Source organism: Pseudomonas sp. Z2-11 (assembly GCF_054161305.1).
On sequence record NZ_CP096395.1, the window covers coordinates 3395802 to 3419991 of the forward strand.

Annotated in this window: 19 protein-coding genes and 6 pseudogenes; 14 read left to right on the forward strand and 11 right to left on the reverse strand. The window is 54.7% G+C overall.

Features of this window, described 5'->3' with window-relative positions:
- Positions 1-241: 241 nt before the first annotated feature.
- Complete coding sequence (locus tag M1E16_RS14930; RefSeq protein ID WP_458127703.1) at positions 242-2209, reverse strand: glycoside hydrolase family 127 protein; 1968 nt, start codon at positions 2207-2209, stop codon at positions 242-244.
- Positions 2210-2228: 19 nt separating this feature from the next.
- Positions 2229-3620, reverse strand: coding sequence for an MFS transporter (locus tag M1E16_RS14935; RefSeq protein ID WP_458127704.1), 1392 nt, complete (start codon positions 3618-3620; stop codon positions 2229-2231).
- A 215-nt stretch (positions 3621-3835) separates the two neighbouring features.
- Between M1E16_RS14935 and M1E16_RS14940 the strand changes: the two genes are divergently transcribed.
- Together M1E16_RS14940 and M1E16_RS14945 are read left to right on the forward strand one after the other, a co-directional pair.
- Entirely contained in the window at positions 3836-4645 is an 810-nt protein-coding gene (locus tag M1E16_RS14940; protein ID WP_122306078.1) for a helix-turn-helix transcriptional regulator, read from the forward strand.
- Positions 4646-4769: 124 nt separating this feature from the next.
- Positions 4770-4922, forward strand: a pseudogene (locus M1E16_RS14945) (aldehyde dehydrogenase family protein); the annotation flags it as partial.
- On the opposite strand, the pseudogene M1E16_RS14950 reads toward M1E16_RS14945, so the two are convergent.
- Both M1E16_RS14950 and M1E16_RS14955 read right to left on the reverse strand, forming a co-directional pair.
- Positions 4913-5038: pseudogene (locus M1E16_RS14950) on the reverse strand (DUF4440 domain-containing protein); the annotation flags it as partial. The pseudogenes M1E16_RS14945 and M1E16_RS14950 sit on opposite strands and share 10 nt — an antisense overlap.
- 104 nt (positions 5039-5142) lie before the next feature.
- Positions 5143-5781, reverse strand: a complete 639-nt coding sequence (locus M1E16_RS14955; protein WP_458127705.1) for a DMT family transporter — start codon at positions 5779-5781, stop codon at positions 5143-5145.
- Positions 5782-6243: 462 nt separating this feature from the next.
- Between M1E16_RS14955 and M1E16_RS14960 the strand changes: the two genes are divergently transcribed.
- From M1E16_RS14960 to M1E16_RS14980, 5 genes and pseudogenes are all read left to right on the forward strand, one after another.
- Positions 6244-6861 carry a TetR family transcriptional regulator gene (locus tag M1E16_RS14960; protein WP_458127706.1) on the forward strand — a complete coding sequence of 206 codons (618 nt, stop codon included), beginning with the start codon at positions 6244-6246 and terminating at the stop codon, positions 6859-6861.
- Positions 6862-7042: 181 nt separating this feature from the next.
- Positions 7043-8350 carry a sulfite dehydrogenase gene (gene soxC / locus M1E16_RS14965; RefSeq protein ID WP_458127707.1) on the forward strand — a complete coding sequence of 436 codons (1308 nt, stop codon included), beginning with the start codon at positions 7043-7045 and terminating at the stop codon, positions 8348-8350.
- Positions 8337-8912 carry a c-type cytochrome gene (locus M1E16_RS14970; RefSeq protein ID WP_458127708.1) on the forward strand — a complete coding sequence of 192 codons (576 nt, stop codon included), beginning with the start codon at positions 8337-8339 and terminating at the stop codon, positions 8910-8912. The genes soxC and M1E16_RS14970 overlap by 14 nt, the downstream gene beginning before the upstream one ends.
- A gap of 61 nt (positions 8913-8973) precedes the next feature.
- Positions 8974-9363 carry a DUF2946 family protein gene (locus M1E16_RS14975; protein WP_458127709.1) on the forward strand — a complete coding sequence of 130 codons (390 nt, stop codon included), beginning with the start codon at positions 8974-8976 and terminating at the stop codon, positions 9361-9363.
- 72 nt (positions 9364-9435) lie between these two features.
- Positions 9436-10037: pseudogene (locus tag M1E16_RS14980) on the forward strand (TonB-dependent receptor plug domain-containing protein); the annotation flags it as partial.
- 386 nt (positions 10038-10423) lie between these two features.
- On the opposite strand, the gene M1E16_RS14985 reads toward M1E16_RS14980, so the two are convergent.
- The 3 genes and pseudogenes from M1E16_RS14985 to M1E16_RS14995 all read right to left on the reverse strand — a co-directional run bounded on the left by M1E16_RS14985 (position 10424) and on the right by M1E16_RS14995 (position 12299).
- The gene (locus tag M1E16_RS14985; protein ID WP_458130381.1) at positions 10424-10573 is read right to left on the reverse strand and encodes a hypothetical protein; all 150 of its coding nucleotides are present in this window, start codon (positions 10571-10573) and stop codon (positions 10424-10426) included.
- A gap of 202 nt (positions 10574-10775) precedes the next feature.
- Positions 10776-11098, reverse strand: a pseudogene (locus tag M1E16_RS14990) (methyl-accepting chemotaxis protein); the annotation flags it as partial.
- Positions 10989-12299, reverse strand: a complete 1311-nt coding sequence (locus M1E16_RS14995) for a methyl-accepting chemotaxis protein (protein ID WP_458127710.1) — start codon at positions 12297-12299, stop codon at positions 10989-10991. The gene M1E16_RS14995 and the pseudogene M1E16_RS14990, both read right to left, overlap by 110 nt.
- Between M1E16_RS14995 and M1E16_RS15000 the strand changes: the two are divergent.
- Positions 12220-12680, forward strand: a pseudogene (locus M1E16_RS15000) (aromatic amino acid lyase); the annotation flags it as partial. The gene M1E16_RS14995 and the pseudogene M1E16_RS15000 sit on opposite strands and share 80 nt — an antisense overlap.
- A gap of 99 nt (positions 12681-12779) precedes the next feature.
- Here M1E16_RS15000 and M1E16_RS15005 read toward each other — a convergent pair.
- Positions 12780-13706, reverse strand: a complete 927-nt coding sequence (locus M1E16_RS15005) for an AEC family transporter (RefSeq protein ID WP_458127711.1) — start codon at positions 13704-13706, stop codon at positions 12780-12782.
- Positions 13707-13889: 183 nt separating this feature from the next.
- Entirely contained in the window at positions 13890-14774 is an 885-nt protein-coding gene (locus tag M1E16_RS15010) for a LysR substrate-binding domain-containing protein (protein ID WP_458130333.1), read from the reverse strand.
- Between the two features lie 176 nt (positions 14775-14950).
- Here M1E16_RS15010 and M1E16_RS15015 point away from each other — a divergent pair, with 176 nt between their 5' ends.
- The 3 genes from M1E16_RS15015 (at position 14951) to M1E16_RS15025 (ending at position 19155) form a co-directional block, all read left to right on the forward strand.
- Entirely contained in the window at positions 14951-15340 is a 390-nt protein-coding gene (locus tag M1E16_RS15015; RefSeq protein ID WP_458127712.1) for a DUF2946 domain-containing protein, read from the forward strand.
- Positions 15341-15448: 108 nt separating this feature from the next.
- On the forward strand, positions 15449-17530 hold the full coding sequence (locus tag M1E16_RS15020; RefSeq protein ID WP_458127713.1) for a TonB-dependent receptor: 2082 nt from the start codon (positions 15449-15451) through the stop codon (positions 17528-17530).
- A gap of 650 nt (positions 17531-18180) precedes the next feature.
- Positions 18181-19155: a GlxA family transcriptional regulator gene (locus M1E16_RS15025; protein ID WP_458127714.1), complete on the forward strand. Its 975-nt coding sequence runs from the start codon at positions 18181-18183 to the stop codon at positions 19153-19155.
- Positions 19156-19196: 41 nt separating this feature from the next.
- Here M1E16_RS15025 and M1E16_RS15030 read toward each other — a convergent pair whose 3' ends face one another.
- Both M1E16_RS15030 and M1E16_RS15035 read right to left on the reverse strand, forming a co-directional pair.
- Positions 19197-20063 (reverse strand): IclR family transcriptional regulator, encoded by an 867-nt coding sequence (locus M1E16_RS15030; protein WP_458130334.1) that lies wholly within the window; start codon positions 20061-20063, stop codon positions 19197-19199.
- A gap of 534 nt (positions 20064-20597) precedes the next feature.
- A pseudogene (locus M1E16_RS15035) lies at positions 20598-20744 on the reverse strand (hypothetical protein); the annotation flags it as partial.
- Positions 20745-20915: 171 nt separating this feature from the next.
- Here M1E16_RS15035 and M1E16_RS15040 point away from each other — a divergent pair.
- Genes M1E16_RS15040 through M1E16_RS15050 form a run of 3 tightly spaced genes read left to right on the forward strand, consistent with a single transcriptional unit; the run spans position 20916 to position 23922 of the window.
- On the forward strand, positions 20916-22265 hold the full coding sequence (locus M1E16_RS15040) for an MFS transporter (protein WP_458127715.1): 1350 nt from the start codon (positions 20916-20918) through the stop codon (positions 22263-22265).
- A 10-nt stretch (positions 22266-22275) separates the two neighbouring features.
- Positions 22276-23253 (forward strand): hydroxyacid dehydrogenase, encoded by a 978-nt coding sequence (locus M1E16_RS15045; protein WP_458127716.1) that lies wholly within the window; start codon positions 22276-22278, stop codon positions 23251-23253.
- Positions 23254-23283: 30 nt separating this feature from the next.
- Positions 23284-23922 carry an RraA family protein gene (locus M1E16_RS15050; protein WP_217856269.1) on the forward strand — a complete coding sequence of 213 codons (639 nt, stop codon included), beginning with the start codon at positions 23284-23286 and terminating at the stop codon, positions 23920-23922.
- The last annotated feature ends 268 nt before the right edge of the window (positions 23923-24190 follow it).

A 24190-nucleotide genomic window follows, 5' to 3' on the forward strand; every position in this document is an offset into this window, starting at 1 on the left:
TAAAAAACGGCTTTTAAAACACTGGCAGTTTAGATTCAAGCAACCTTAGTTACTCATATTGCTTTCATTCAGACGTCGGCATTACGCATAAACAATATCGCTGTTTTAACAACAGCCTTTCGTGCAGATGCCGCTCCTGCTTGCCGATTGCTCAAAGCCTCGGCAGCAGGAGATGTTTAGGCTTGTTTTTAACTGTGCTCAGCACACTCCGGACCACTGTTAGTAATCCGCGTTGGCGCGGCTATCGCTCGTCCACCCAGACCCGCATTTCGCCTTCTCCCCGATTGGCCCAAGCGAAATAAGGCGTGAAGGTCAACGTCTGCGCACTCGGCCTCGGGGCAGCGGCCTGGCTATACAAGCTTTGCGGCTGCTCTGGATCAATCGTCGCTAATCGTAGCCCTTCAGTTTTAAGTTGCACCATCCCCTCCAGCGCGCCCTGGCCATCGACCTCAGTGAAAACAGCCGTTTGCGCCAATGCCAATTGATGCAGCTCCGTACCGTTGTCAGCCTGTTCCAGGCAATAAACTATCGGACCGCGTTGCACGGCGACCTTGCCGGCTAATTTGCGTACGGCGGGATGGGCCCTGAGTCGCACAGGTGACATCGGCAGGATCACATCGACTCGATCCCCCTCACTCCACTCTCGTTCTACTCGCAAGTAGCCCGCAAGCATCGACGCCTCTGACTCGAACCGTTCGCCGTTTACCCAAACCTCCGGAGCAGCACACCAGTCCGGCATACGCAGGGCCAGGGTTAGGCTTACGCTTTCATGCCCCCTGAGGGTGAAGCTGATTTTTCCCTGCCAAGGATAGTTGCCACGCTGTTGCAGATGCCAAGTCTTACCAGCAACCTCAAACCGCAAATCGCTGCCTATATACAGGTTCACATAGAGGACGTCCTGGCGCAGAAGGTAGATGTACTGATCCAGCGCGCCCAGGATGCGTGCAATATTCGGCGGGCAGCAGGCGCAGCCAAACCAGCGTTGGCGTACCGCTTTGACGTGATCGTAGAGATGGTTGCCCGCCAAATCCGACGGGTGCACTTCAAGGGGATTGACGTAGAAAAAGTGCCGACCGTCCAGGGCCATGCCGGCGAGTACCGTGTTGTACAGTGCGCGCTCCATGACGTCGGCGTAGCGCGCTTCTGGCGTCAGCTCAAGCATGCGCCGGGCGAACATTACCAGGGCAATCGAGGCGCAGCTCTCGGCATAAGCGGTGTCGCTGGGCAGATCATAATCGCTGGCAAGGGCCTCGCCATGGCTTTGCGCGCCGACGCCGCCGGTCACGTACATCTGGCGCTGAGTCAGGTTGTCCCAGATGCGATGGCAGGCCGCGGCCTGTTGCGTATCGTTACTCAGTCGCGCCAGATGGGCGACCCCCGTATAAAGGTAAAGCAAGCGAACCGCGTGCCCCACCGCTTTTGTCTGCTGGACGATGGGCTCATGCGCCTGGCTGTAGGCCCTGTCTTTGATCATCCACGCGGGCCCGTGGCTGTGCCAGTAGAAGGTGTGTCCTCGGCGTGCATATTCCTCATCATAGAAGTGAGGTGTCCGCCCACGCTCCTCCACGAAAAAACGGCACAGATGCAAATAACGCTCCTCGTTCGTGACCTCGTAGAGACGCGTCAACGCCAATTCGATCTCAGGATGACCGGGGTAACCTCGCAATTGGCCCGGTGCCGGACCGAAGACGTGATCGATGTGGTCGGTCAACCGTCTCGCGATTTCCAACAACGCAGTTTTCCCTGTGGCCTGGTAATAGGCTACCGCTGCTTCGATCAAGTGCCCGGCACAGTACAATTCGTGACATTCGGCCAGGTTGGACCAGCGGTCTGCCGGCGCCTTGACTGTGAAATAGGTATTGAGGTAACCGTCTTCCTGCTGTGCGGCACCGATGAGCTCGACCACCTCGTCAACGATCGCCTCATAAATTGAATCGCCGGCCCCACTCAATTGATAGGCGACCGCCTCGATCCACTTGGTGACATCACTGTCCTGAAACACCATGCCATGGTGTTCTCCTTGTTGCCGACCCGCCGCGATACGGAAGTTCTCGATCGCATGACTAGGCTCGGCTTCATCAATGCGATCATTCAACGCGTCCCATTGGTAGGGAATCACGACGTCCCTGACCAACTTCTGGTAGGTCGTCCAAAAGCCATCCACGACTTGTGCACGTGTGTTGCCGATGCTGTTGTTGTAATCAGACATGAAATATTTTCCTTTGGGATCAAACAGTCTTCAATTCTGCGGATATGCGTTTTAGTAAAGTTCGATCCAACTTGCAGTAAGCCAGCACTGCGGCCAGCAGCAGATGAAATGCGGCGGGAATCAGGGTTTGCAGCAGAGTAATGCCACCCAGGGAGGCGGGGGTCTGCGCAGCCTGGCCCGGCTGGTAGGCCACTAGGGTGAAGAGAATGCTGATAACCAAGGCGCCGGAGGCCCACGCCAACTTGATGCAGAACAGATTGGCCGCGAAGTTCATGCCCGACGAGCGAATTCCGGTTTTCCAGCGACCATAATCATCGGCGAAGGCCATGAAGGAAAAATGCAAAGGTAATGTCATGCCCTGGATGAGGCACGTGATGAATATCAACGCTAGCCACAGACCTGCTTGGTTTTCGGAGGCTGGGACAAAATAGAGCCCGGCGCTCCAGAGCGCCAAGCATAGGTTGATCCCTAGGTACAGTTTCAATGGATCGATGCCGCGCGACAAAATCGGCACTAGAAAGGCTCCCAGAATGGTCGCCACAGCCACCATGCCGAAAAACAGCGACGTATAGGCCGTATCGCCGTGCAAGACATAGGTAATGAAATACAGATAACCGCCGCCGCGAATATTGAGCACGTTAATCAATAGAAATGACAACGCCAGCATCAACATCAGTTGATCGTTCTGGCGCATGCCCGCCAAGTGCTGGCGTAGGCTGAAGGTACCCAGTTCGGTCAGCGTGATGCGTTCGCGCACGCTGAAGAAGCACCATAGAAACATGGCCACGGCCACGCCACAGAGTATCGTCACGCCCCAGTGGTAACCTTTTGCGATGTCGCCCTGCCCAAGCATGTCGACCATCCACGGCAGCCCCACCGACACCAGGAAACCGGAGACGCCACAGAGCATGAAGCGCCAGGTCTGGCAAGACATGACGTCCTGATGGTCCTTGGTCATGGTGCTGATCAGCGCGCAGTACGGTACGTTGATTGCGCTGTAGCTCAGCGACAGTATTAGGTAGGTGATAAAGGCGTAGGCGATCTTGGCCGTAACGCTCAACTCAGGCGTGCTGAAGGTAAGAATGCCAGCCAAGCCTATAGGCAAGGCAGCCCAGAGTTGCCAAGGGCGAAAACGCCCGAAACGGCTATTGGTGCGGTCGGCGATGGCGCCCATTAAGGGGTCAGCGACGGCGTCCACGACGCGCAACAACAGAAATAACGTGCCCACAACGGCAGGGGTCAGTCCAAAGACGTCGGTGTAGAAGAACGTGAGGAAGTTGGCAATCAAGCAGGTGATGATCGTGCCTCCCGCATCACCCAAGCCATACCCAAATTTTTCCGAGCGGGATAATGTTGTAGGCTGCGATTGCGTCGAGGCCGCAACCGCGGACGCCAAGGCTGACGTAGTCATGCAATGCTCTCCAATTCTTGTAATTATTAGCGCCTGGCTGCATAACAGGCGTTTGGACGGTATTGCGCTTGAAAACGCAGTCCGTGTGGTCAGTATGGTGGCACCTGCTCGAGCCTCTCCTCAAGAGAGCTAAACGGTAGAAGAGCGGGACGATTCCGACTTTCCTTGAAGGTTTACACGGTAAGTACGTCAGTTGGCTATTGGAGAGCGTTCTTATGTTGGCTTTGAAATTCGCAAGTCCAATCGTGGCGCAGAACGGCGGCTATTTCATTTCGCGCGGGGTGGGTCGGCATCCGCGAAGGGTCATCGACTCTTACGAGTTGATTTACGTGGACAAGGGCAGTCTTGCTTTGCGCGAGCAAGACGAAGACTTCGTGTTGGGTGCAGGCGAAACCCTACTGCTGCAACCCGGACAATTGCATGAAGGAATCACTGATTATGACCCCGCATTGCGTTTCTACTGGTTGCATTTCGAGCTGGCGCACACTACCGCTCCGGAGAGCGGGTCCTTTGTGGTGCGACGCCGAACTGCAGTGACAGAGCCTGAGCGATTCGTGGCCCTGCTCAGGCTTTTTCTCGGTGAACAGGAAGATGGCGCACCGCCTGAAACCTTAGGGCTGCTAGTGCTCCTGATGCTGCAGCGGCTGTCCCGTCATCAGGAGAAAACGGGCATTGCCGAGCGAGGCATGGCCTTGGCCTACCGTGCCCGACAACAGATTGGCATCCGGTTCGGGGATGAGCTTGGCGCGTCGTCGCTCGCTGAATTGCTTCGTTGCAATGCCGACTACCTTGGACGGGTATTTCGCCAGGCATTCGGCGTCACCATCACAGAGGCGATTCATCGCCAGCGAATCACGGCAGCGGAGCGAATGCTTTTGAGAAACGACTCATCGATCGCGGTCATTGCGCAACGTTGCGGCTTCAAGGACAGCGCCTACATGCGCCGTCTTTTCATACGCAAGGTCGGTATGACGCCTGCCGTTTACCGAAAGTTATATTGCAAGGAACATGTCAATTTTGAATGATTCACCCGGCGGTCTATCCTTTTATACGCGGGCTTGCTCGATCGACAACTATTGGCCGATTCTGTTGAAAAAATCGGATTTTCAGCTCACCTGAACTCAGCACACCCAATGAAGCCGAAATTGCCCTGAAATTCTCAAGGGCAAGTTCAGCCGCAACGCAGGCCCGAGTATCGATGCCTGGTCTCACTTCCAACCCATCGGTGTGGTAGCGGACATTACACCCTTCAATTTCCCAGCCTTGGTCCCGTTGTGGATGTATCCATTGGCCACTTGTGGGTGATAGAGCGCGAGTATCGCCTCCAGGTCGCGGTGCTTCCAGGCCATGTGATAGCGCAGCACCACCTCAAGGGTGAGCTTTGTCTGTTCGGCGGTATCTGACGGGACAAGGAGCATGGATTGGCGGGCCTTATGACTGGGCGGCACCAGTCCAGTCCTTAAGTGGTTGAGCGAACAAATTCAGGCACGCCCAGGCGCACATGATTGAGCGAGCGGAGCCTCTAGCTGCCTGTGGCTCTGCCATGCTTGCCATCCAGCACCAACGCAACGCCGCCCAGTACAGCGACGGATGCCAACACCATTCTTACGCTCAGGCTTTCTCCCAGAAAAACGATGCCCGCCAACGAAGCTAGAATGGGCACGCTCAGTTGCACCGTCGCGGCTTGAAACGAGGCAAGATGACGCACCGCGACGTACCAGACCGCGTAGCCGACGCCTGACGCCAGCGCTCCGGAAAAAACGCCATAAAGTACCCCCAGCGAGTCCCAACGCAGCCTCGCCAGAAACGGTAAGCTTGCCATCAGGACCAGCGGAATGGAGCGGATGAAGTTTCCGGCAGTGACCGCCAGAGGATCACCGACACCTTTACCAAGCAGTAAATAAACTCCCCATGTCAATCCCGACAACAGCACTGTGAGCGCGCTAGCGGGGTCAGGGGCGGCTGCGCCTGGAAGCAGCAGGCTGACCAAGCCAGCAAGCGCCAATACAAATCCAGCGATTGCCTGCGTGTGCATCCGCTTGCCTTTGAGCATGCCGTACAGAGCCATGCTCAGTTGAATCGCCCCAAACAGCAGCAACGCGCCCGTCCCGGTCTCCAAATGACGGTACGCCAAGAAAAAAGCGAAAACGTAAACGAACAAAGCTGCGCCCCTTCCAACTGCCTTTGATCGTTGTTGAGGACCGTCTCAAGGTACACATCAGCCATAACACCACGGCCCCGCTGGCCAGCCGGACAATACTGAAACCCGCGGCATCGAAGTCGGTGTTTAAGCGCCAGGCGGCACAGCAGCAAGCTCGCGGCAAAGGCGAACATGGCGAAACAGGTCATCGCTATCAATCTTGCCGATGCTGACGATTTGAACGCCCGAGTGAAGTGTTTGCTCATTGTCATGGTCGATCCCAATGCCTGGGTAGGCACTCAGAACTCTCGACGCCACCACGCCCTTTGAAACACGTTCAACTACGGTGGGCTTATAGACGTCCCTGTACCGATTCGGTCAATACAACTATCTTCCTGCGACTATAGGATGAGCTTCTCCCGTCTGTATCCTTCAGCGCGCACGCATGGGTATGATTGACGCTCAACCGGTTGGAATTGACCCATGGGAAAAAAGAACGCCGTCGTCGCTGCTGAACCTGCTGAACCAAGCACCAAGGAGCGGATACTGAAGATCGCTGCGCAGTTGTTTTCGACGCGCGGGTTTCACGCGACCGGCATGGCTGAGTTGGAAAAAGCCACTGGACTGGCTCGCGGCGCGCTGTATTACCACATCGGCAGCAAGGAAGAACTGCTGTTCGAAATCACCAGCCGGTATCTACGGGTGCTCATCGCAGAAGGCACGCCCCTGTGCGAGAGCGATTTGGCTGCGGAAGATAAATTTCGCCACTTCTCGGCCATCGTGATGCGCACGATTGTCACCCACCTGGCCGAAATGACGGTGTGTTTCCGCGAAGTGTATTCCGTCATTGGCGAGCGCCAGACCGAGCTGCTCGATCTGCACCGACAGTATGAAAAGCTCTGGTCGCATATCCTCAAGGCCGGCGTGAGCGAGGGGACCTTCCGCACATCGGACTCGTTGGCCGTGAAAGCTATCCTTGGTATTCATCATTACAGCTACTTGTGGATCAAACCCGGAGGCCCGCGCTCGCCGGAATCCATCGCGACGTTTTTCTGCGACACCCTCCTGCCCGGACTGAAGGTTGAGCCACCCCTGGCTTGACTGTCATCAGCGGCGCCTCAAATGCGCCGCCGCCCTCGCCCCTCATTCACGCGCCATCACCGATGGTTGTCCTTGCGACTGGACCACGCGCGTTTTTCGTTCTAGTCTACCTACAGACCGATCGATCGGTCTATAGGCTTGCCGTTGGGTCCATCCCGACAAAGAACCAGAGGGAACAACAATGACAAAAAAATCCATGGTCCCCACCAAGCAAGACACGTCTCAGACATCTTTGGCTCGCAGGGATTTCCTGATAAAAAGTGGGGCCGTTATTGGCACTGCCGCCTTTGCTCTGGGTGATAGCGCCCTGGTCAACGCAGAGACGACCAACATCGCCCCGCTTGATCCGAGCCAGCCCCTTGAAGTTCCGCAATGGACCCGCAGTCTTGGCGCCCCGACGGCAAGCCCTTATGGCAAACCTTCAACGTTCGAAACCAAAGCCGTCAGGAATCTGTATCCCGGCCTGAGGGACACGATGTCCGCCTACAGCACCTCGCCACTTCAGGAGCTGGACGGCATCATTACCCCGAACGGCCTATTCTATGAGCGTCATCACGCGGGCGTCCCACAAATCGATCCGGCGCAACATCGGTTGGTAATTCACGGCCTCACCGAAAACGCCTTGATCTTTACCGTGGACGAGATACGCCAGTTCCCCGCCGTGTCGCGAGTGCACTTCATGGAGTGTTCGGGCAACCCATCGTTTCTACCTCCGTGGGGCAAAACCGCCGCCGAAGTCAGTGGCCTAGTCAGCTGCGCTGAGTGGACTGGCGTTACCTTGAAGACACTGCTGGATGAAACCGGGCTTAAACCGCAAGCCAAGTGGATCATTGCCGAAGGTGCGGACGGCGCGGCAATGACGCGCAGCATTCCCATCGAGAAATGCCTGGACGATGTGATGGTGGTCTACAGCCAGAACGGCGAGCGTCTAAGGCCGGAACAGGGCTACCCGCTGCGCCTGTTTGTTCCCGGCTATGAGGGCAACACCCACATCAAATGGCTGCGCCGACTGCACGTCACCGATGCGCCCGCCTACAGCCGGGAAGAAACCGCCAAATACACCGACTTAATGGCCGACGGTAAAGCTCGGAAGTTTTCCTTTGTCATGGAATGCAAATCACTGGTGACCTACCCTTCCGGCACCCAGAAACTGACACGCAAGGGCCTGCATGAGATGCGTGGCATCGCCTGGAGCGGCCACGGCAAAATCACCCGTGTCGATGTCTCCGTCGATGGCGGCAATACCTGGACGCAAGCCAGGTTACAGGAGCCCATTCTGACCAAGGCGCTGACCGCCTTCAGGGCGCCTTTCGAATGGAACGGCCAAGAGTTGATGATCATGAGCCGCGCCATCGACGAGACCGGCTATGTACAGCCGATGCTGGAACAGCTGATCGATGAACGCGGCAAGGTCTCTTTCTACCACAACAACTCGGTGCAACCGTGGCGCGTGTCCAGCAGTGGGGAGGTGACCAATGGACGGGCTTAAAGGTGGTTCGTTATTCATAGGTTTGCTGTGCGCCTGTGCGCTGACTCATGCCTCGGCACAATCCCAATACGGTTTGGGCACCAAGGCTACCGAAGCGCAGATCGCCAGTTGGAACATCGACGTGGCGCCCGACGGCAAGGCTTTGCCTCCAGGGCGCGCAACGGTGGCGGACGGGGAAAAGGTCTACATGAACAGTTGCGTCAGCTGTCATGGGGTGAAACTGGAGGGCGGCGTCGGTCCTGCGTTGGCGGGCGGCGAAGGAACCCTGACTACTGACAAACCGCTCAAGACAGTCGGCAGCTATTGGCCCTATGCAACGACGCTTTTCGACTACATCCGCAGAGCCATGCCCTTCCAGGCGCCACAGTCATTGTCCAACGAACAAGTCTATGCGGTGACCGGCTACATCCTGCACATGAACAAGCTGCTGGACGCCAACGCGACCGTGGATGCATCGACCTTGGCGGATGTAAAGATGCCGAATCGAGACGGTTTTTATACCGACGACAGACCGGACAGCCAGGCGGTTGCCTGTATGTCGAACTGTTTAAAAGCTCACTGACGGATCAAAAAATGTAAAATCCGCTCGCCGATAAACCGTTCCTTCTCAACGAGCTTTGCTGATGAAGCTGGCCAGCCGCGAAAAATCGATGATTGCCTGGGTGCTGTACTTCAGCATCCTATTCGGTTCGTTGCTGTGCGCGATGGGGCATGGACAAATGGCCGGCTTGCAATTGAGCGGTTTGGACGGCGGACTGTTTTGCTCTACTGACGGCGGGGCAATATTCGAGGGCCTGCAAGATGTGCCCGCCCCTTTGCTGCCCGTCGTCGCTGATTGCGTCATTGCGAGCCTGTTCGGTGCGATCCTGCTGGCGGCGTTTTTCGGGCTGCTCGCCCTGCTTGCCGGCGAGCCAGCCAAGCCCTTGCCCGCACAACCGACCCGTTGCCTACCCAGGCAGCGATGGCCCTTGATCAATCCTCGCGCCTCCCCCGCCCTGCTTCCCGCGCTCTGACATCTTCACCACCCGCCGCTGCATCAAGCGCGGCGGGGTGTGTGCTCATCGAATTAAGCCAGGAAGCTCTTCATGTTTCGCTTGACCACTTTAGCGCTGCTCGCGGGCAGCACCTGCGCGTGGGCGCAAGACACTGCCCTGAACTTACCCACCAGTTACATCAATGCCTCGGCCGACCAGCCGAAACCGGCCACCCGCCTGGACCTGGATACCCCCATCGAAAGCGGCTCGCGCCTGAATCTCAGTGCCCGGGAAAATCCCGCCTCTGTAAGCGTGGCCGATCGCAAGACGATGGAACGTATCGGCGCGCGCAACTTTCAAGACGCGGCGAACGCTCTGCCTGGGGTTAACGCTTCGACTACAGCCGCACCAGCAGCAACGGCTACATAGATCGCCAGGAGAACGGTGCGGGCAACCTGGCCTTCTCGCTGCTCAGCGACATCAACGACCGACTCTCCCATACGCTGGCGATCGAGTACCTGGAGGAGAAGGAAGACAGCCCCTACTGGGGCACGCCGGTGCTGCAACCGCTGACCGGCAAGCTGCAGATCGACAAGCGCAACCGCTTCAACAACTACAACGTCGAGGACGGTCGCTACGAGCAGCGCACCCGCTGGATACGCTCGATCACCGACTACCAGCTGGACGACAACACCCAATTGCGCAATACCTTCTCGTACACTGTCTATGGTTTGTCCATGACCCACGATCTGGACAAACACGTACAGGTCAGCGCGCGCCTGCGCAACCTGACCGACGAGGTCTATGCCTGTTTCATCCACCAGAGCAACACCCAGTATTACGGGGGCGAGCCGCGCAGTCTGGAAGTCGCTGTGCAGTGGAAGTACTGACGACCCCGAACGGAATGCAGCACACGGTCTGGCGACCTGACAGGTCTAATCATGATTCGGAGCGCAGTCCTTCCCGCGTTGATCAGCCTTTGAATGGCCCGTTGGAAGGGACCGCCAGGGACGGCGGCTTTCACTGTATTTTCTCTGGGCTCAATGCTCATGGGGCTTACCCTCTAATGCGGCAATTGAGCGCCCATTGTTCGTACAGATTAAAACTTGAAGCGCCCGACCAATCCTTGAAGCTGGCCAGAAATGGCCGTCATTCGCCCCGATCCGGCATGGGCTGAATGCCCAAACTCTTCCACCATCTGCGCATCGGCATGGATCTGCGCAATGTGCCGATTGATCTCCTCCGCCACTTGATGCTGCTCCTCTGCCGCCGTGGCGATCTGGGGTGTTCTGGTCGCGAATCGAGTCCACTGAAGCGTGGATCTTGTCGAAGCTGTCGCTGGCCCGCTGGATCCGCTGCACGCTAGCCTGGGACGCTTGCAGGCTGCTTTGCATCTGCTGAGTGACTTCCTGGGTGCGGCGAGCGAGGTTACCCAGTAGGCTGTCTATTTCGCCGGTGAGGTGCGACGAGCCAGGGCGCAAACTTCATCCGCGACCACTGCAAAGCCACGCCCTTGATCACCCGCGCGAGCGGCCTCGATGGCGGCATTGAGCGCCAGCAAGTTGGTCTGCTCGGCAATCGAGCGAATGGTGTCGAGAATCGCATTGATGTTATTGCTGTCTTGCTCGAGCAGTTGCATGGTCTGGGTCGATATCTGCAGCTCCTCACTGAGCTTGAGCACGCTGCCGGTGGCCTCGCTGATTTCCTTCTGGCCGTCCGCGGTAGCCTTCGTCAACGCTCGACGTCGCGGCACTGCAGGAGCGCGCGACCTCATTGGCTGTGGCGAGCATTTCATTGAAAGCGGTGCTTACCAGTTCCACGGCCTCGCGCTGGCGGCCGGCAGCCAGGTTCATGTTATTGGCGACTTCGTTGGTGTCGGCGGCAGCGGTTTGCAGATCGGACGACGCATTGCCGATACGCTTCACCAACTGAGCGATCATACTTAAGAACTGATTGAACCAATCGGCCAGGTTCGCAGTTTCGTCCTTGCCCCGTACTTGGAGTTGACGTGTAAGGTCACCTTCACCTTCGGCAATCTCTTGCAACCCATCAGCCACGCCACGAATCGGGCGCACGATCACGCTGGCAAAACCAGCACCAACGATGGCGAACACCACGGCCAATGCAACAGCGATGGCTGCAATCAACCAGGTCAGACTCATGGCGTCGGCCATCACTTCATCACGCTTGATCAAGCCAATAAAACGCCATCCCAGGCCATCGGAACTCAGGACGTTGACCATGTATGGCACACCATCGATCTCGACTTGAGTCACCCCATCAGCGCTTTTGGCCAATTCGGCATAGCCGGGTCCTAGCTCACCTAACGGCTTGAAATTGTTTTTGGCATTTGCGGGATCGACCAAGACATTGCCATTGGCCTCGACCAACATCAGGTAACCACTCTTGCCCAACTTGATGGCTTTGACCAATTCAGTCAGTTGCTTGAGCGATACGTCCACGCCAACGACGCCCACCGGGGCACCGCTCGCGTCATTGATCGTGCGGACCGTGCTGACCAGCACCATGTCATCGGGCGCCCGGTAATACGCGCCCGTCCGTACGGTTGAGCCTCGTACGGCTTCCATGGCCGCCTTGTACCAAGGTCGCACCCGTGGGTCGTAGCTGGCCATTGTCTGGTCATCGGGCCAACCTGCAAAACCTCCGTCATTGAGTCCAAGGGAAATGGAAGCCGTGGTTGGGTGAGTTTCTGCGAAACTGTCGAATACCACCTGGATCTGTCGATCGACCTTCGTCACAGGCGTTTGCGGGGCGTCACCGGCCGTATAGTTCTTCAATCCCTGAACGTTGGCAATCCGAGGGTCTTTGGCAAGGTATTCGTCGTTTTGGCGGATGCTGTCGAAAAACTGCCGCATCCCGCGGTCAATCTGCCTGATTTCGTTGATGATGGACAAACACATGTCACAACTGCCGCCGTTCCTGGTAGCCAATGGCGGCGTGAACTCGGGCTTCATGATTTCTCAGGTGACAGCAGCGCTGGCCAGCGAGAACAAGGCGCTGGATCCCCCCATTCCGTAGACAGCCTGCCCACATCCGCAAATCAGGAAGATCACGTATCGATGGCACCCGCCGCCGGGAAACGGTTGTGGAAAATGGCTGAAAACATCCGTGGAATCCTGGCTGTGGAGTGGCTAGCGGCCTGCCAAGGTCTGGACTTGCGTGACGGCTTGAAGACGTCGCCCAAGCTGGAACTGGCCCGGAACAGTCTGCGAAGTAAAGTGGCCTATTACGAGAAGGATCGTTTCTTCGCGCCGGATATCAATGCGGCCAGTGAGTTATTGGCTTCCGGCTGCTTGGACGACTTGGTATTGAATAAGTTGTTGCCCAGCATCTGATAGATGATATCCGCCATGAACAAATGATGACTGCGTTAGGCACAGCGTTTTATGGGCTGTGCCTAACGCGCGTAGGCGATCGCCTCGAAATACTGACACTCAAATCCACCGGGCCATCACAAGGATGACTGCTGGAAGTGCTAATCCTGCCAGCATGGTCTGGCAAGCGATGATCCCAGCCATAAGGGGGGCGTCTCCCCCTAATTGCCTTGCCATGATGTAGGAGGATGAGGCTGTGGGCAGTGCCTGGAATAGAAGTGCTGCAACTGCGGCCTTTCCTTCAAGTTCGAATAGGTGGCACGCCCAAAGCGCAACCAGTGGCATGATTAAAAACTTGGTCAGCGACGAGTAACCTACCGGGCGAAACCATTGCCTTATGCTTCCGAACTCAAGCGCAGCACCAACACAGAGCAATCCGAGCGGCAGTGATGCTTGTCCCAATGCCTTGAGCATCGGCTCAATACCGACAGGCAGTCCCCAGCCCGAGATCTGGATCAATCCGCCGGCGAAGCACGCGAGTATCAGTGGGTTCAATGCCAACTGCTTGAGGACTTTGCTAAATGGCATCCTGCCGGCTGACCCGTACTTCGCGAATACCATTACGCACAGGATGTTCACGCTGGGCACTATGGCCGCGTTCGCGACCGCTGCCAGGGCTATACCCTGCACACCGAACAAGCCCGCGGCTGCCGACACGCCTACGTAGTTATTGAAACGTATCCCACCCTGAAAAACCGAAGTGAACGCAGCATCGTCCATGGTGATCAGCGACTTCGCGCCCAACAACATTAGCGATACCACCACAGTCGAGAATACGAGCACCGAAACCATGCTTTGAAAGGGCACGCCATCAAGGTTGGCGGTCGCCAGTCCGTGAAAGAAAAGAGAAGGCAGCAACACGTAATACGCCAAGCGCTCTGCCTGTGCCCAAAAAGTATCCGTCAGAAATTGACGACGCTTAAGCCACGCGCCCAGCACGATCAGTAGTGCGATGGGCAACAAGGCAGTCAACAGGGAGAGGGTCATACGCGTGCCTTGGTTTTTTGTGGCGACGGTTCACATCCCACAATCAGTCGGCTCATCAGCGGCATGTCTACGGTAGGTCCAGTAATCATGGTGCCCTCAAGAACTCACTTGTACGAGGACCACGATAAAAGGTCGGACTCCGAAATAAAAACGTTTTAAACTTCAGCAATCAACAAGTATTTTTCATGGTTTATCGTGCAAGACATGCGCTTTCACCGCGTTCGCCAGGGCTGCCGCCAGTCGCCCAAGCGGACGATCTTCGCGCTCCAGCAATACCACGCGCCTGGTTTTTTGAGGCATGCCGAACGGCTCGACGGCCAGTGTCGTCAGGCTTACGACTTGATGTTTGGAGAGTGGAATGATGGATACGCCCAGCCCGCTTGAGACCATCTGGATAATCGCATCCTGGCTATCCAGTTCCATGCTGGTCTGCACGCGCAGCCGCATAGCGCGAAGCTCTCGCTCAATCGTTCGACCTGCCCAGGCGCGACGATCAAATCGAATGAACGGCTGGCTTTTGAGTAGAAGCTTCAAGTCCTCATGCGCATGAGACACCGGCGCGATGATCCAAAACCCTTCCTCGTAAAGTACCGTGCTTGCCAGGCCGTAAGGGTGTGGCTTCATCGGCTCCGTGGTGATCGCAACGTCAAGCTCGCCCGCCTCCACGCGCGTGACCAACTCAGCGGACATTCCGGACACAACAGTGATGCGCAGGTGAGGATGCTCAGTACGCAATGCCGACAGCGCGAGGGGCAAGACGCTCGCCAGCGCTGTATGAATGGCACCGATTCTAAGCCTGCCGCGCAACTCAGTTTCGCCTCCAATGTCGGATGAGATACCGTCGTATAAGGCTAGAATTTCTCGCGCGCGCTCAACGGCAATATGGCCTGCATCCGTCAGCACCGGCAACCGTCGTGAGCGGTCAAACAGACGTGTATTGAAATCCTCCTCCAAAGACCGAACATGAAGGCTGACCGCTGATTGGGTCAGATGCACGGCGTCCGCTGCTCTAACAAAAGAACCGTATTGGGCAACGGCAAGCAGTGTTCGAAGTGCGCGTAGAGATATAGCCTTCATCCAATAAGTTGATGAGCAAGCTTACCAGTTGGTGCAGGCGTCTTGTTTGGACGCAGACATCTACCCTGCGAGCCAATATGACCTGTGGCGAAATAGCGCACCCCAGGGAAATTTACTTCACTCTTTAATGCGGGCTAAATAGCCGCCCCTTCGCGGCGATTTCATTTATGAGTTCGTTGAAACGCATCCGTCCCTGGATTGCCTGTCTGGCAGTCCTGCTCAATCTGTTCGCCATGCCGATGAGTCGTGCGATGCAGATGCCGGACGTGCGCCTGATGCTTTGGGGTGGCTTTTGTTCGGGCGGGGACTTGAGCGCCCTTCCTGCAGACCTCGGCAAGGCTATTGATGCCTTGCAGCTGCCTCAGTCAAAACCTGTCATGCAGCACGGCGACTGCTGTTGCGGTCATGCAGGACTAGCAGCCTTACCGTCTAACTATTACCGGCATTACCTACCGCAATACACCTCCAATACCGCCCTCGAAAATCCTGTACTGCCGACGCTGCATCCAAGAATTCGTTGGCCAAGCCTGAGTCCACGCGCGTCCCCTTTCGCCTGATCACAACACCGCTGCCCCGTGCGGTGCTGCTCTCTTTAAATCCTTTTAGCGGCCTGCGAAGGACGCTGAACGCCCTTGAAGTTTCTTGATCATCAGGAAGTGCGTGCTATGTCTGCCTCAACTACTTTGCGCCACGCAAAGCGAATTTCTGTGTCCCTTCCCTTATGGCCCTTGTTTTCAATAAGCGTGCTCGCGTTGAGCCCGCTGTCATTGGCATTAGCTGAAGCCAGCAGAATCGAAAATTCAACCCTGACCCTGGGTGCGGTCAGCATTCAGGGCTCGGCAAGCGGCCCTTTGAGTACCAGCAGTGTTCTCAGCTCGGTGGATATTCTCGGAGGAGACATCCTCGAAAAAATGCCAGTAAATTACAGCTGGGAACTGTTCAGCCGCGCACCGGGTGTGATGCTGACCGAGTTCAATCAAGGCACCACCTCCGGCAAAATCTCCTTTCGAGGTTTCAACGGCGAAGGCGAAGTGAACGCGGTCAAATTGCTGATCGACGGCATCCCCAGTAACAGCAATGACGGCAACATGCCGTACATGGACATGATTTTCCCCATGGAGCTGGACAGCATTGAGGTGGTGCGTGGCACCAGTGATGCACGCTATGGCCTGAACAACATTGCCGGCAACGTTAATATGCTGACCCGCACGGGTGGCGACTACAACAAGGCGCGGCTGCGTTACGGCAGCTTCAATACCCAAGAAGCACAACTCGCCAAAGGCATTGAGGGCAGCAACTGGACTCAGAACTACTTCTTCGCCTATCAAAAGTTCGATGGCTACCGAGATCATGCCGGAGCAGACAAGTTCTCGATGTCGGGCAAATGGTTCTACACGCCGGACGATGACAGCTACCGTATCGGCCTTATTGCTCGTCACTACGAAACAGAGGCTGAGGAGCCAGGTTATCTAAGTGAAGAAGATGCACGTCATCATGCGGAAATGACCAACAGATTCAACGCTACTGACAAGGGTACTCGTCGTATGACCCAGGCCAGTCTGCATTTCGATACAGACTTGGCTGATACCCTCGCTTGGTCAGCGAAGACCTACGTCAACACCTTCGATGACAGGCGCTGGACACAATACTGGAGTACAAGCGCTCAGCAGGAACGCGACGCCTACGAGACGCAATATGGCGCCCTCACCTCCCTGACCTGGCGACCGGAAGTCAGCTGGCTTTACGACTTCGCCTTGGAAGGTGGTGCAGACGTACAACAGCAGCAAAACAAAAGTGAGCGCTATCGCACTAGAGGCCGTATGCGTCTAGCTACCACCCGCGACCAGCAGTTCGACTTCGACACCTACGGCGCTTATATCCAGGCCGAAATCAAACCCTTCGAATCACTGAAGATCGTACCGGCCTACCGGGTCGATAAGATCCAGGGCGACTTCACTAATGAAATGACCGGCAAAGATTACGATATTAACGACTACGGGCTGATCAAGCAGCCGAAGATCAGCGTTGTCTATTCTCCGTGGGACGTTGCCAGCTTCTATGCGAACTGGGGACGTACCTTTCAAGTGGGCACCGGGGCGGCGGCTTACAAGATTCCACCCAGAGATACTGACCTAGCCCCTTCGATCAACGAGGGCTGGGAAACAGGCATCAAGTTCACGCCGGCTGACTGGGTGGATGGACGCGTCGCCTATTGGCAGCAAGAGGCCTCGGGGGAAGTCAGTCGCCGGCTGAACGACCCGAGCGGCGAATCCGATAATGTCGGAGAAACACGGCGCTGGGGTTACGACTTGCAGATGAACCTGTATCCGAATGAACGCACCAATATCTGGATGGCTTACTCCTGGCAGTATTCAAAAATACTCCAGCCGAGTGCCACGTTGCCTAACAGCAAAGGTGAGGAAATCGACCACATCCCGCACCACCTTTATAACGCCGGCATCAGCTATGACGCGACCCCCGCACTTCAGCTGACCGCGTGGATGAACGGCCAGACTAATTATTACCTGGAGCGGGAAAACAAGAAAGGTACTTATGGCGGTTACGTGTTGATGAACCTCGGTGCAACCTACAAAGTGACGCAGTCAGTGAGCGTCGACCTACAGCTGAAAAACCTAACCAACCGATATTATGAATACGTCTGGTACGACCCGGACGGTGCGCAGGCATCACTGCATTCGCCTGGTGATGGTCGCGCATTTTATACCGGAGTGACTGTGGAATTCTGATGTGGGAGATTGCTGAGGCCTATTTGGCTCAGCATTTCAAAAACCTGAGGTGCCGAACTTGTTATACTTGATCATCTGAAATGACAAGTAGACTAACTAAGCGCCTCCAGAAAATCTAGAGCATCAGACTCATACACTCCCGCATTCAAACACAATTTTACGGGATCGAGAAGCTAACAGACCTATCAAATTCTGCAGTTGACATGACAAAAAATGGGCATGCATTGCCTGTTGATCGTGCCATAAACACTCGATTATCCAACGATTTGGTTCGGAAATATTTTTTAACTCGCATTTGACGACACCCGACGAATTGCTTATCAACAACTCAAGAATAGTAGAAATCCTGTGCTCAAAATCATCATCCATGTTCACTTCGAATCCCATAGCGCTCTTCATAAGACCCGACATAAAATGAACCTCCACGCTGACATAAGTTAATGAAGCTGGGCAAACTGTTAACCAGACATAAGGATAGTAAGTGCCACTAAAAACCTCACATGTGACATCTGGCTATCCTGCATACCTGCATAGCTTTAGATAAGCCTAACAATAGACGGAAATCGGTTAGAAAAATGACAAAACGTTGATGATTCCTGCCAAGATCCCCCCAGTCCACGAAGTGCTCTCTAAGAAGGGTTTAATCCAAAATGCCTAGCAAATCTGTTCAGATCATTACCTACCCTGAAGTCAGCCTGCTCGACTTAGCTGGCCCTCTAGACGTGTTTATCGCGGCGAACCATTTCGCGCATCCCGATAATCCGCCTTACTCTTTATCCATTCTATCGTTGAGTCGCACGACGGAGATTTTCTCCAACTTCTCGCTAAACGCCGCTATTTTGGAAGCTGAAACACCGGCAGCGCACACGCTGATCGTGCCAGGCGGGCCTGGGATTCTTAAATTTTGTGACCATCCAAAATTTTTTACACAATTTGTAAGACATTCTGAAAAAGCTAAGCGTCTAGTTTCCGTATGCACGGGCATATTTGCGCTAGCGACTGCCGGAAAACTAGACGGGCGAAACGTGACGACTCACTGGTCTGCCTATGACAAGTTGGAACTTGACTTCCCTCTCGCAAAAGTAAGGCGCGGGCCTATATTTATTAACGATGGAGATCTATGGACTTCGGCTGGCGTTACGTCAGGCATCGATCTAGCTCTTGCAATAGTCGAAGCAGACTTGGGGCATGCTGCGGCACTAGAAGTTGCACGACATTTGGTTGTTTTTCTGAAGCGCCCTGGAGATCAGAACCAATTCAGTTCATCATTGACTCTACAATCCAATAGCAGTCAATTTTCAGACCTACACGCATGGCTTTACACCAATCTTAGTGGCGATTTATCGGTATTTTCGCTAGCCAATTTCATGAATATGAGTGAGCGAACATTTGCTCGGAAGTATCGTGAGGCCAATGGCTGTACGCCTAGCAAAATGGTAGAGCAAATTCGATTGGAAGCTGCTCGTCATATGCTGGTCACGTCACGTACGCCACTCAAAACGATTGCACACAAGTGTGGCCTAGGTAATGAAGCAACCTTGATACGCTGTTTTATGAAAAACTATGCTGTAACACCTGGTGAGTATCGCGCACGCTTCAAGTCTAATGAGGAAACAAGAAAATGAAGCGCCCAGAATTCTTTCACAAGCAAGCAGCTCGTAGGTTATTACTGAGCTTTGAGGCCTAAAGACAACAAACGCTCAATCCTACCTGTTGATTCACGCATTAGGTTAATGAGCGTCGGCAAGTCGCGCTCATCTTTGCGGTATTGAGGAATAGTTGCGGAAATAGAACCTCGAATTTTACCATCGACAAAAAAAGGCACTGCTAAGCCAAAAGCCCCTAGCACACGCTCACCTTCACCAGTTGCCCAACCACGTTTTTTAATAGTTAACAGATCCTCCTTAAGTGCCTTGCGGCAGGTAATGGTAGCATCCGTGATTTTTACAAGATCAAGAGAGTCAACTAAGTGTGGATCGCAGTGAGCCAATACAGCCTTCCCGGCAGCACCGGCATAGAGAGGGACATTCACGTTGATTTGAAGCTTGTATTGGATTGGTCTCCATCCCTGTATGACGTCAAGAAACTCGGCTTTTCCAGTCACATCATCGAATGAAAGAAGCGCAATTGTTTCACCGGTCTCTTGGACTAATGAAGACAATATTTTCTTGGTAATATCAGCAAGATTACGATGGGCGGAGTTCATCTTTGCCGCCCATTGGTAAAGCCTTGGGCCAGGGAATAAAGTACCCCCAAACAAGCTGACCAGTTCAGCCTCAACACCAGACTGTATGAGTCGCTTGGCCGTGGCCGCATTGCAAAGAAGATGATCATTTAAGTGAGATGACGTAATTATGCCGTCAGGAAAGGCGCAGGAAAGCAGGAGAAGCCTCTCAAGACGGTTAACTGTAGACTTACTATCTTTCGTAGAGATGCAGGGATGGGCCTGAAGATTTTGAAGGCTCTTCGACTCAATGTCAGACATTATCTGTCCAATGACTCGTAGCACATCTGCATCCAACTGCTGTTGCATTTTTGAGTATGCATTTCCAGCGGAGTGGAGAGAGACTGATACGATAAGTCCGTTCGTTGCACTTCCTACGCGGATGGACAAAGCGCTGGGGAACTCAGGCTCCGATAACTGCCCTAGGGCATCATTCGTCCGAAAGATGTAATCTACATCACCCTTCTCATCTCGCGGGCTTAAACGTGAAGCATTGGTCTCTAGATATTTAGCAAACTGTCTACCAATATCTCCAAACGTAAGTGGGTACACCACGCCTAGCTGAGGCCTGAAGGTAAGTGTTGCATTAGCTTCGCTACATGCAGCTATAAAATAGCCCCTACTTTGCGGGCAGTAGACAGAGACAAGAGCTGTGCACTTTGAGGCATCAGCGAGCTCACTGAGCAATTCACCGTTCCGGCCAAGAAGCACACTTGAATCGCTGAGCGCTTTCGTCAGGACGTCGATTCTGGGCCCTACGCTGTACTTACCAACTCCTAACTCACTCGCTAGGCCGATCTCAACCAACGAGACCAGAATCCGATTAACGGTGCTCCGGCTCTCTGAAAGCTCTGCCGCAAGCTCTCGCACGCCCCACGGCTCCCCGCCAGTTCGCCTCACGAGTGCATCGACAATCTGAATCAACCTGGTATGGCTGGACGCCGGGGCAACAGCCAATGACGTTGGAATAGAGCGATTTGATTGAGACATCACGAGTCATATCAAGGGTTCGGACCCCCATTCTGGGGTCTAACGCTGCCCAACGGCAAATCACATCCTCGCTGTTGACAACAGGCCCAGCGTTCTAGAAGCTAGACAAACAATAACAGGACGATGTCCCATTTTTTGAATGAGGCCTATGTCCCATAACCCGAGGTGCCCATGAACAACAATAACGTTATGGCCGAGCCCGTCGTGCAGACCGTCGAAGAGACGGAACAGACAAGAAAGGCCAAGAAAGCAACGCGGGCTGCTGTATTTGGTACATTTGTCGAGTATTACGATTTCAGCGTCTACGGATATGTAGCCGCGACCCTCGCAGCGGTTTTCTTTCCCTCGGACAATGTGACAACCGGCCTGCTTAACACTTTCCTTGTATTCGGGTCCGCGTTTTTGGTGAGACCACTTGGGGCTATCGCTTTCGGCTGGCTAGGTGACAAAGTAGGCAGACGCTTCAGTCTGATCGCTAGCATCACCCTGATGGGTGCCGCGGCTACGCTCATTGGTCTACTACCAGGCTACGCGCAAATCGGTGTATGGGCCCCTATCCTTTTGGTTGCGTTGCGCATGCTTCAGGGGTTCTCTGCCGGTGGCGAGATCGGTGGAGCGGCGAGTTACATTCGCGAATGGGCACCACCTAAACGCCGCGCCTTGTACATCTCTTTTCTTCCTTCCATTGCACAGTTCGGTAAAGGCTTGGCGGCAGCGATTGCCGGTTTGGCAGCGGCCTATCTCACAGATCCTGAAATGCTAGCTTGGGGCTGGCGTATCCCATTCCTTCTAGCTCTGCCGCTCGGGATTATCGGTCTTTACATGAGACTGTCCATTGAGGACAGCCCTGAGTTTGCCTCTAAGAAGAACGATGCTGAAGTCAAGAAAGGCCAGCCTTTCGCTGAGCTGATCCGCGACTATCGCAAGCCTTTGACCAAGGTGATCATGATCTCGATGGTGCAAAACATCGGCACCTATATCGGAACTGTATTCATTGCAGCGTACTTCAGTTCAATTCTCGGATACTCCAAAAGCCAAGCGTCCACCATCGTGTTGGTTGCTGTGATCCTTGCTGCGTTTTTAATTCCCCTCGCTGGTCAGCTCGGCTCGTATCGCGGCGGAAAATCGATATTGCGCTATGCATACGTGGCCTATGCCTTGTTATCGATACCGTCCTTCATGCTGATGCAGCAAGGCTCAGTAAGCTTGGCTATGGTCGGACTTGCCCTCGGCATGATCCCTTACGCCCTCTGCCAGGCGGGCACCTACTCGGTAATGCCGGAATTCTTCCCGATGCATATCCGCCACACCGGTGTCGCATTTGGCCACAGCGTAGGCGCGGTTATCGGCGGAGGCTCAGGCCCATTCCTGGCCACATGGTTGATCGGAGCCACCGGCAACCAGTCCACGCCCGCATTCATTCTGTGCGCATCAGGTCTCTTGGGACTGATCGTTATCTCGACCGTTCGAAAAAATGCACCGGCGGCTGGCGATGACGCCAATACCCACCAATTCTCATAAGGTGATAATCATGTCTTTGATCTATGTGACAAGCCCTATCCATCCAGATGTATTGAAAGCCCTTTCTACGGTAGGTGAAGTTCGACTCGGCTATGGCCCAGATGCGGTGTCTTATGCAGATATCCAACAACGAGTAGGTGCCGTATTTTTGCGCGGTGGCCACATCTCTGCGGAGATGATCGCCGCCTCCCCTAAACTGCGGATCGTCGCTCGGCACGGAGCGGGATACGACAACGTTGACTACAAAGCAGCAGCCGAGTTGGGTGTCTGGGTAACCAACACACCAGGCGCAAACAGAAGAAGTGTTGTCGAGCATGTGTTCGCTTTACTACTGGGTATCAGCCGCAAGCTTCAGCTAGCGACTGATCAGACCCGAAATAATATTTGGGCGGCAGATCGGCTGTCTCTCACGGGCATAGAACTCGAGGGTCGCACCTTAGGTTTGATTGGATTTGGCGACATTGGTCGGCACGTTGCGCCAGTTGCTGAAGCCTTTGGTATGAAGGTTCTGGCGACTGACCCTGCTTATGATTCGAGCTTCGATAAACGCATGGTCGATCTCGATACCTTGTTAACTCAGGCAGACGTGGTGAGCCTCCATGTTCCTCTGCAAACAAACACTGAGAGTCTCATTGGTGGGGCGGAAATCGAAAAGATGAAGACCGGTGCCATCCTGATTAACACCAGCCGCGGTGGCGTGATCGATGAAGCTGCAGTTGCTGACGCCCTGCGCAGCGGCAAGCTGGGTGGCGCGGGAATTGATGTTTTGGCTGCTGAAAACATCGACATGATCACCCCGTTCAGTTGCAACCAATTCCCCATTGCCGATCTTCCAAACCTACTTGTGACGCCTCACGTCGCAGGGCAAACAAATGAGTCATTGTTGCGCGTTGGCATGAGCGCAGTTGAGGCTATTGCCGCTGTCTTGCGCGGCGAAGCTCCCCAACATCCAGTCAACAATCCTGTATTCAAGACGTTCAACTTATAGCACTCCGAACAGATTCACGCCGAGGTCACCATGTTTATCAATGTATCTGATGAAAGCATTACCGTGAGCGCAGATTGGGAACGCGCTTCCCTTAAAGAAGTTGAAGAGATATCCCATTACCCGGTTGCACTAATCGGTGACGTATTACAGCGCCTCGGAATGATGGCGTCCGCTATCCACCACGTTGCAGGTAAAGCTTCGTTCTACGGAACGGTACTGCCTATCCTCACTTGGGAAGGTGACAACCTGGCCATCCACCGGGCGTTAGACGATGCCAAACCAGGTGACGTTCTAGTGATCAACGGCAACGGTGAAACCAACCGTGCGGTCTTTGGTGATTTGCTGGGTGAAGTGTGTCTGGCTCGCAAGGTCGCAGCGGTGGTCATAGATGGCGCGGTTCGAGATGTGGAGGAGCTGACTGCTATGGGGCTTCCGACTTATGCGCGCGCCGTGAGTCCTGCTGGCCCATCAAAGTACGGCCCGGGCCAGGTCGGTGCTCCGGTTGCCTGTGGCAATGTTGTTTGCAACCCGGGCGACGCAATTTTGGGCGACAAAGACGGGATTGTCGTCATCAGCCGCCACCTCGTTCCAACGCTCGCAGACAAGCTCAAGATCCAGGATGGGATCGAAAACACCTTCAGAGAAAAGGTCCGCGCGAGCATTCGCTAAGAGCCGCCGGAGCTTACAGGGGTATTATTTAGCCACCCGTGAATAACGTTTGAGCACTGAATTCCTTTTGGAGAAATTGCTTCAGCGCTCGTGAAATTCAGAGCCGACAGGTTGAAGTAGAGAAGTCATCTCACCCGACGATAAAATCCGAATAACCCATCGGTGCCCAAGTCCTCGATCTGGCACCGGAAAATGTGATCGGCGCTTCATCCTTCGGGATAATGCGGTGAAGCTATACGATTTCGATACCTAATCTCTCAAACATCCC

Excerpts from the sequence above, each read along its gene's own strand:
- soxC (WP_458127707.1), top strand. The coding sequence starts at position 7,043 with ATGACAAAAAAATCCATGGTCCCCACCAAGCAAGACACGTCTCAGACA.
- M1E16_RS15030 (WP_458130334.1), bottom strand. The coding sequence starts at position 20,063 with ATGCAACAGCAGTTGGATGCAGATGTGCTACGAGTCATTGGACAGATA.
- M1E16_RS15040 (WP_458127715.1), top strand. The coding sequence starts at position 20,916 with ATGAACAACAATAACGTTATGGCCGAGCCCGTCGTGCAGACCGTCGAA.
- M1E16_RS14940 (WP_122306078.1), top strand. The coding sequence starts at position 3,836 with ATGTTGGCTTTGAAATTCGCAAGTCCAATCGTGGCGCAGAACGGCGGC.
- M1E16_RS15015 (WP_458127712.1), top strand. The coding sequence starts at position 14,951 with ATGAGTTCGTTGAAACGCATCCGTCCCTGGATTGCCTGTCTGGCAGTC.
- M1E16_RS15025 (WP_458127714.1), top strand. The coding sequence starts at position 18,181 with ATGCCTAGCAAATCTGTTCAGATCATTACCTACCCTGAAGTCAGCCTG.
- M1E16_RS15050 (WP_217856269.1), top strand. The coding sequence starts at position 23,284 with ATGTTTATCAATGTATCTGATGAAAGCATTACCGTGAGCGCAGATTGG.
- M1E16_RS14930 (WP_458127703.1), bottom strand. The coding sequence starts at position 2,209 with ATGTCTGATTACAACAACAGCATCGGCAACACACGTGCACAAGTCGTG.
- M1E16_RS15020 (WP_458127713.1), top strand. The coding sequence starts at position 15,449 with ATGTCTGCCTCAACTACTTTGCGCCACGCAAAGCGAATTTCTGTGTCC.
- M1E16_RS15005 (WP_458127711.1), bottom strand. The coding sequence starts at position 13,706 with ATGACCCTCTCCCTGTTGACTGCCTTGTTGCCCATCGCACTACTGATC.
- M1E16_RS15045 (WP_458127716.1), top strand. The coding sequence starts at position 22,276 with ATGTCTTTGATCTATGTGACAAGCCCTATCCATCCAGATGTATTGAAA.
- M1E16_RS14975 (WP_458127709.1), top strand. The coding sequence starts at position 8,974 with ATGAAGCTGGCCAGCCGCGAAAAATCGATGATTGCCTGGGTGCTGTAC.
- M1E16_RS14995 (WP_458127710.1), bottom strand. The coding sequence starts at position 12,299 with ATGAAGCCCGAGTTCACGCCGCCATTGGCTACCAGGAACGGCGGCAGT.
- M1E16_RS14935 (WP_458127704.1), bottom strand. The coding sequence starts at position 3,620 with ATGACTACGTCAGCCTTGGCGTCCGCGGTTGCGGCCTCGACGCAATCG.
- M1E16_RS14960 (WP_458127706.1), top strand. The coding sequence starts at position 6,244 with ATGGGAAAAAAGAACGCCGTCGTCGCTGCTGAACCTGCTGAACCAAGC.
- M1E16_RS14970 (WP_458127708.1), top strand. The coding sequence starts at position 8,337 with ATGGACGGGCTTAAAGGTGGTTCGTTATTCATAGGTTTGCTGTGCGCC.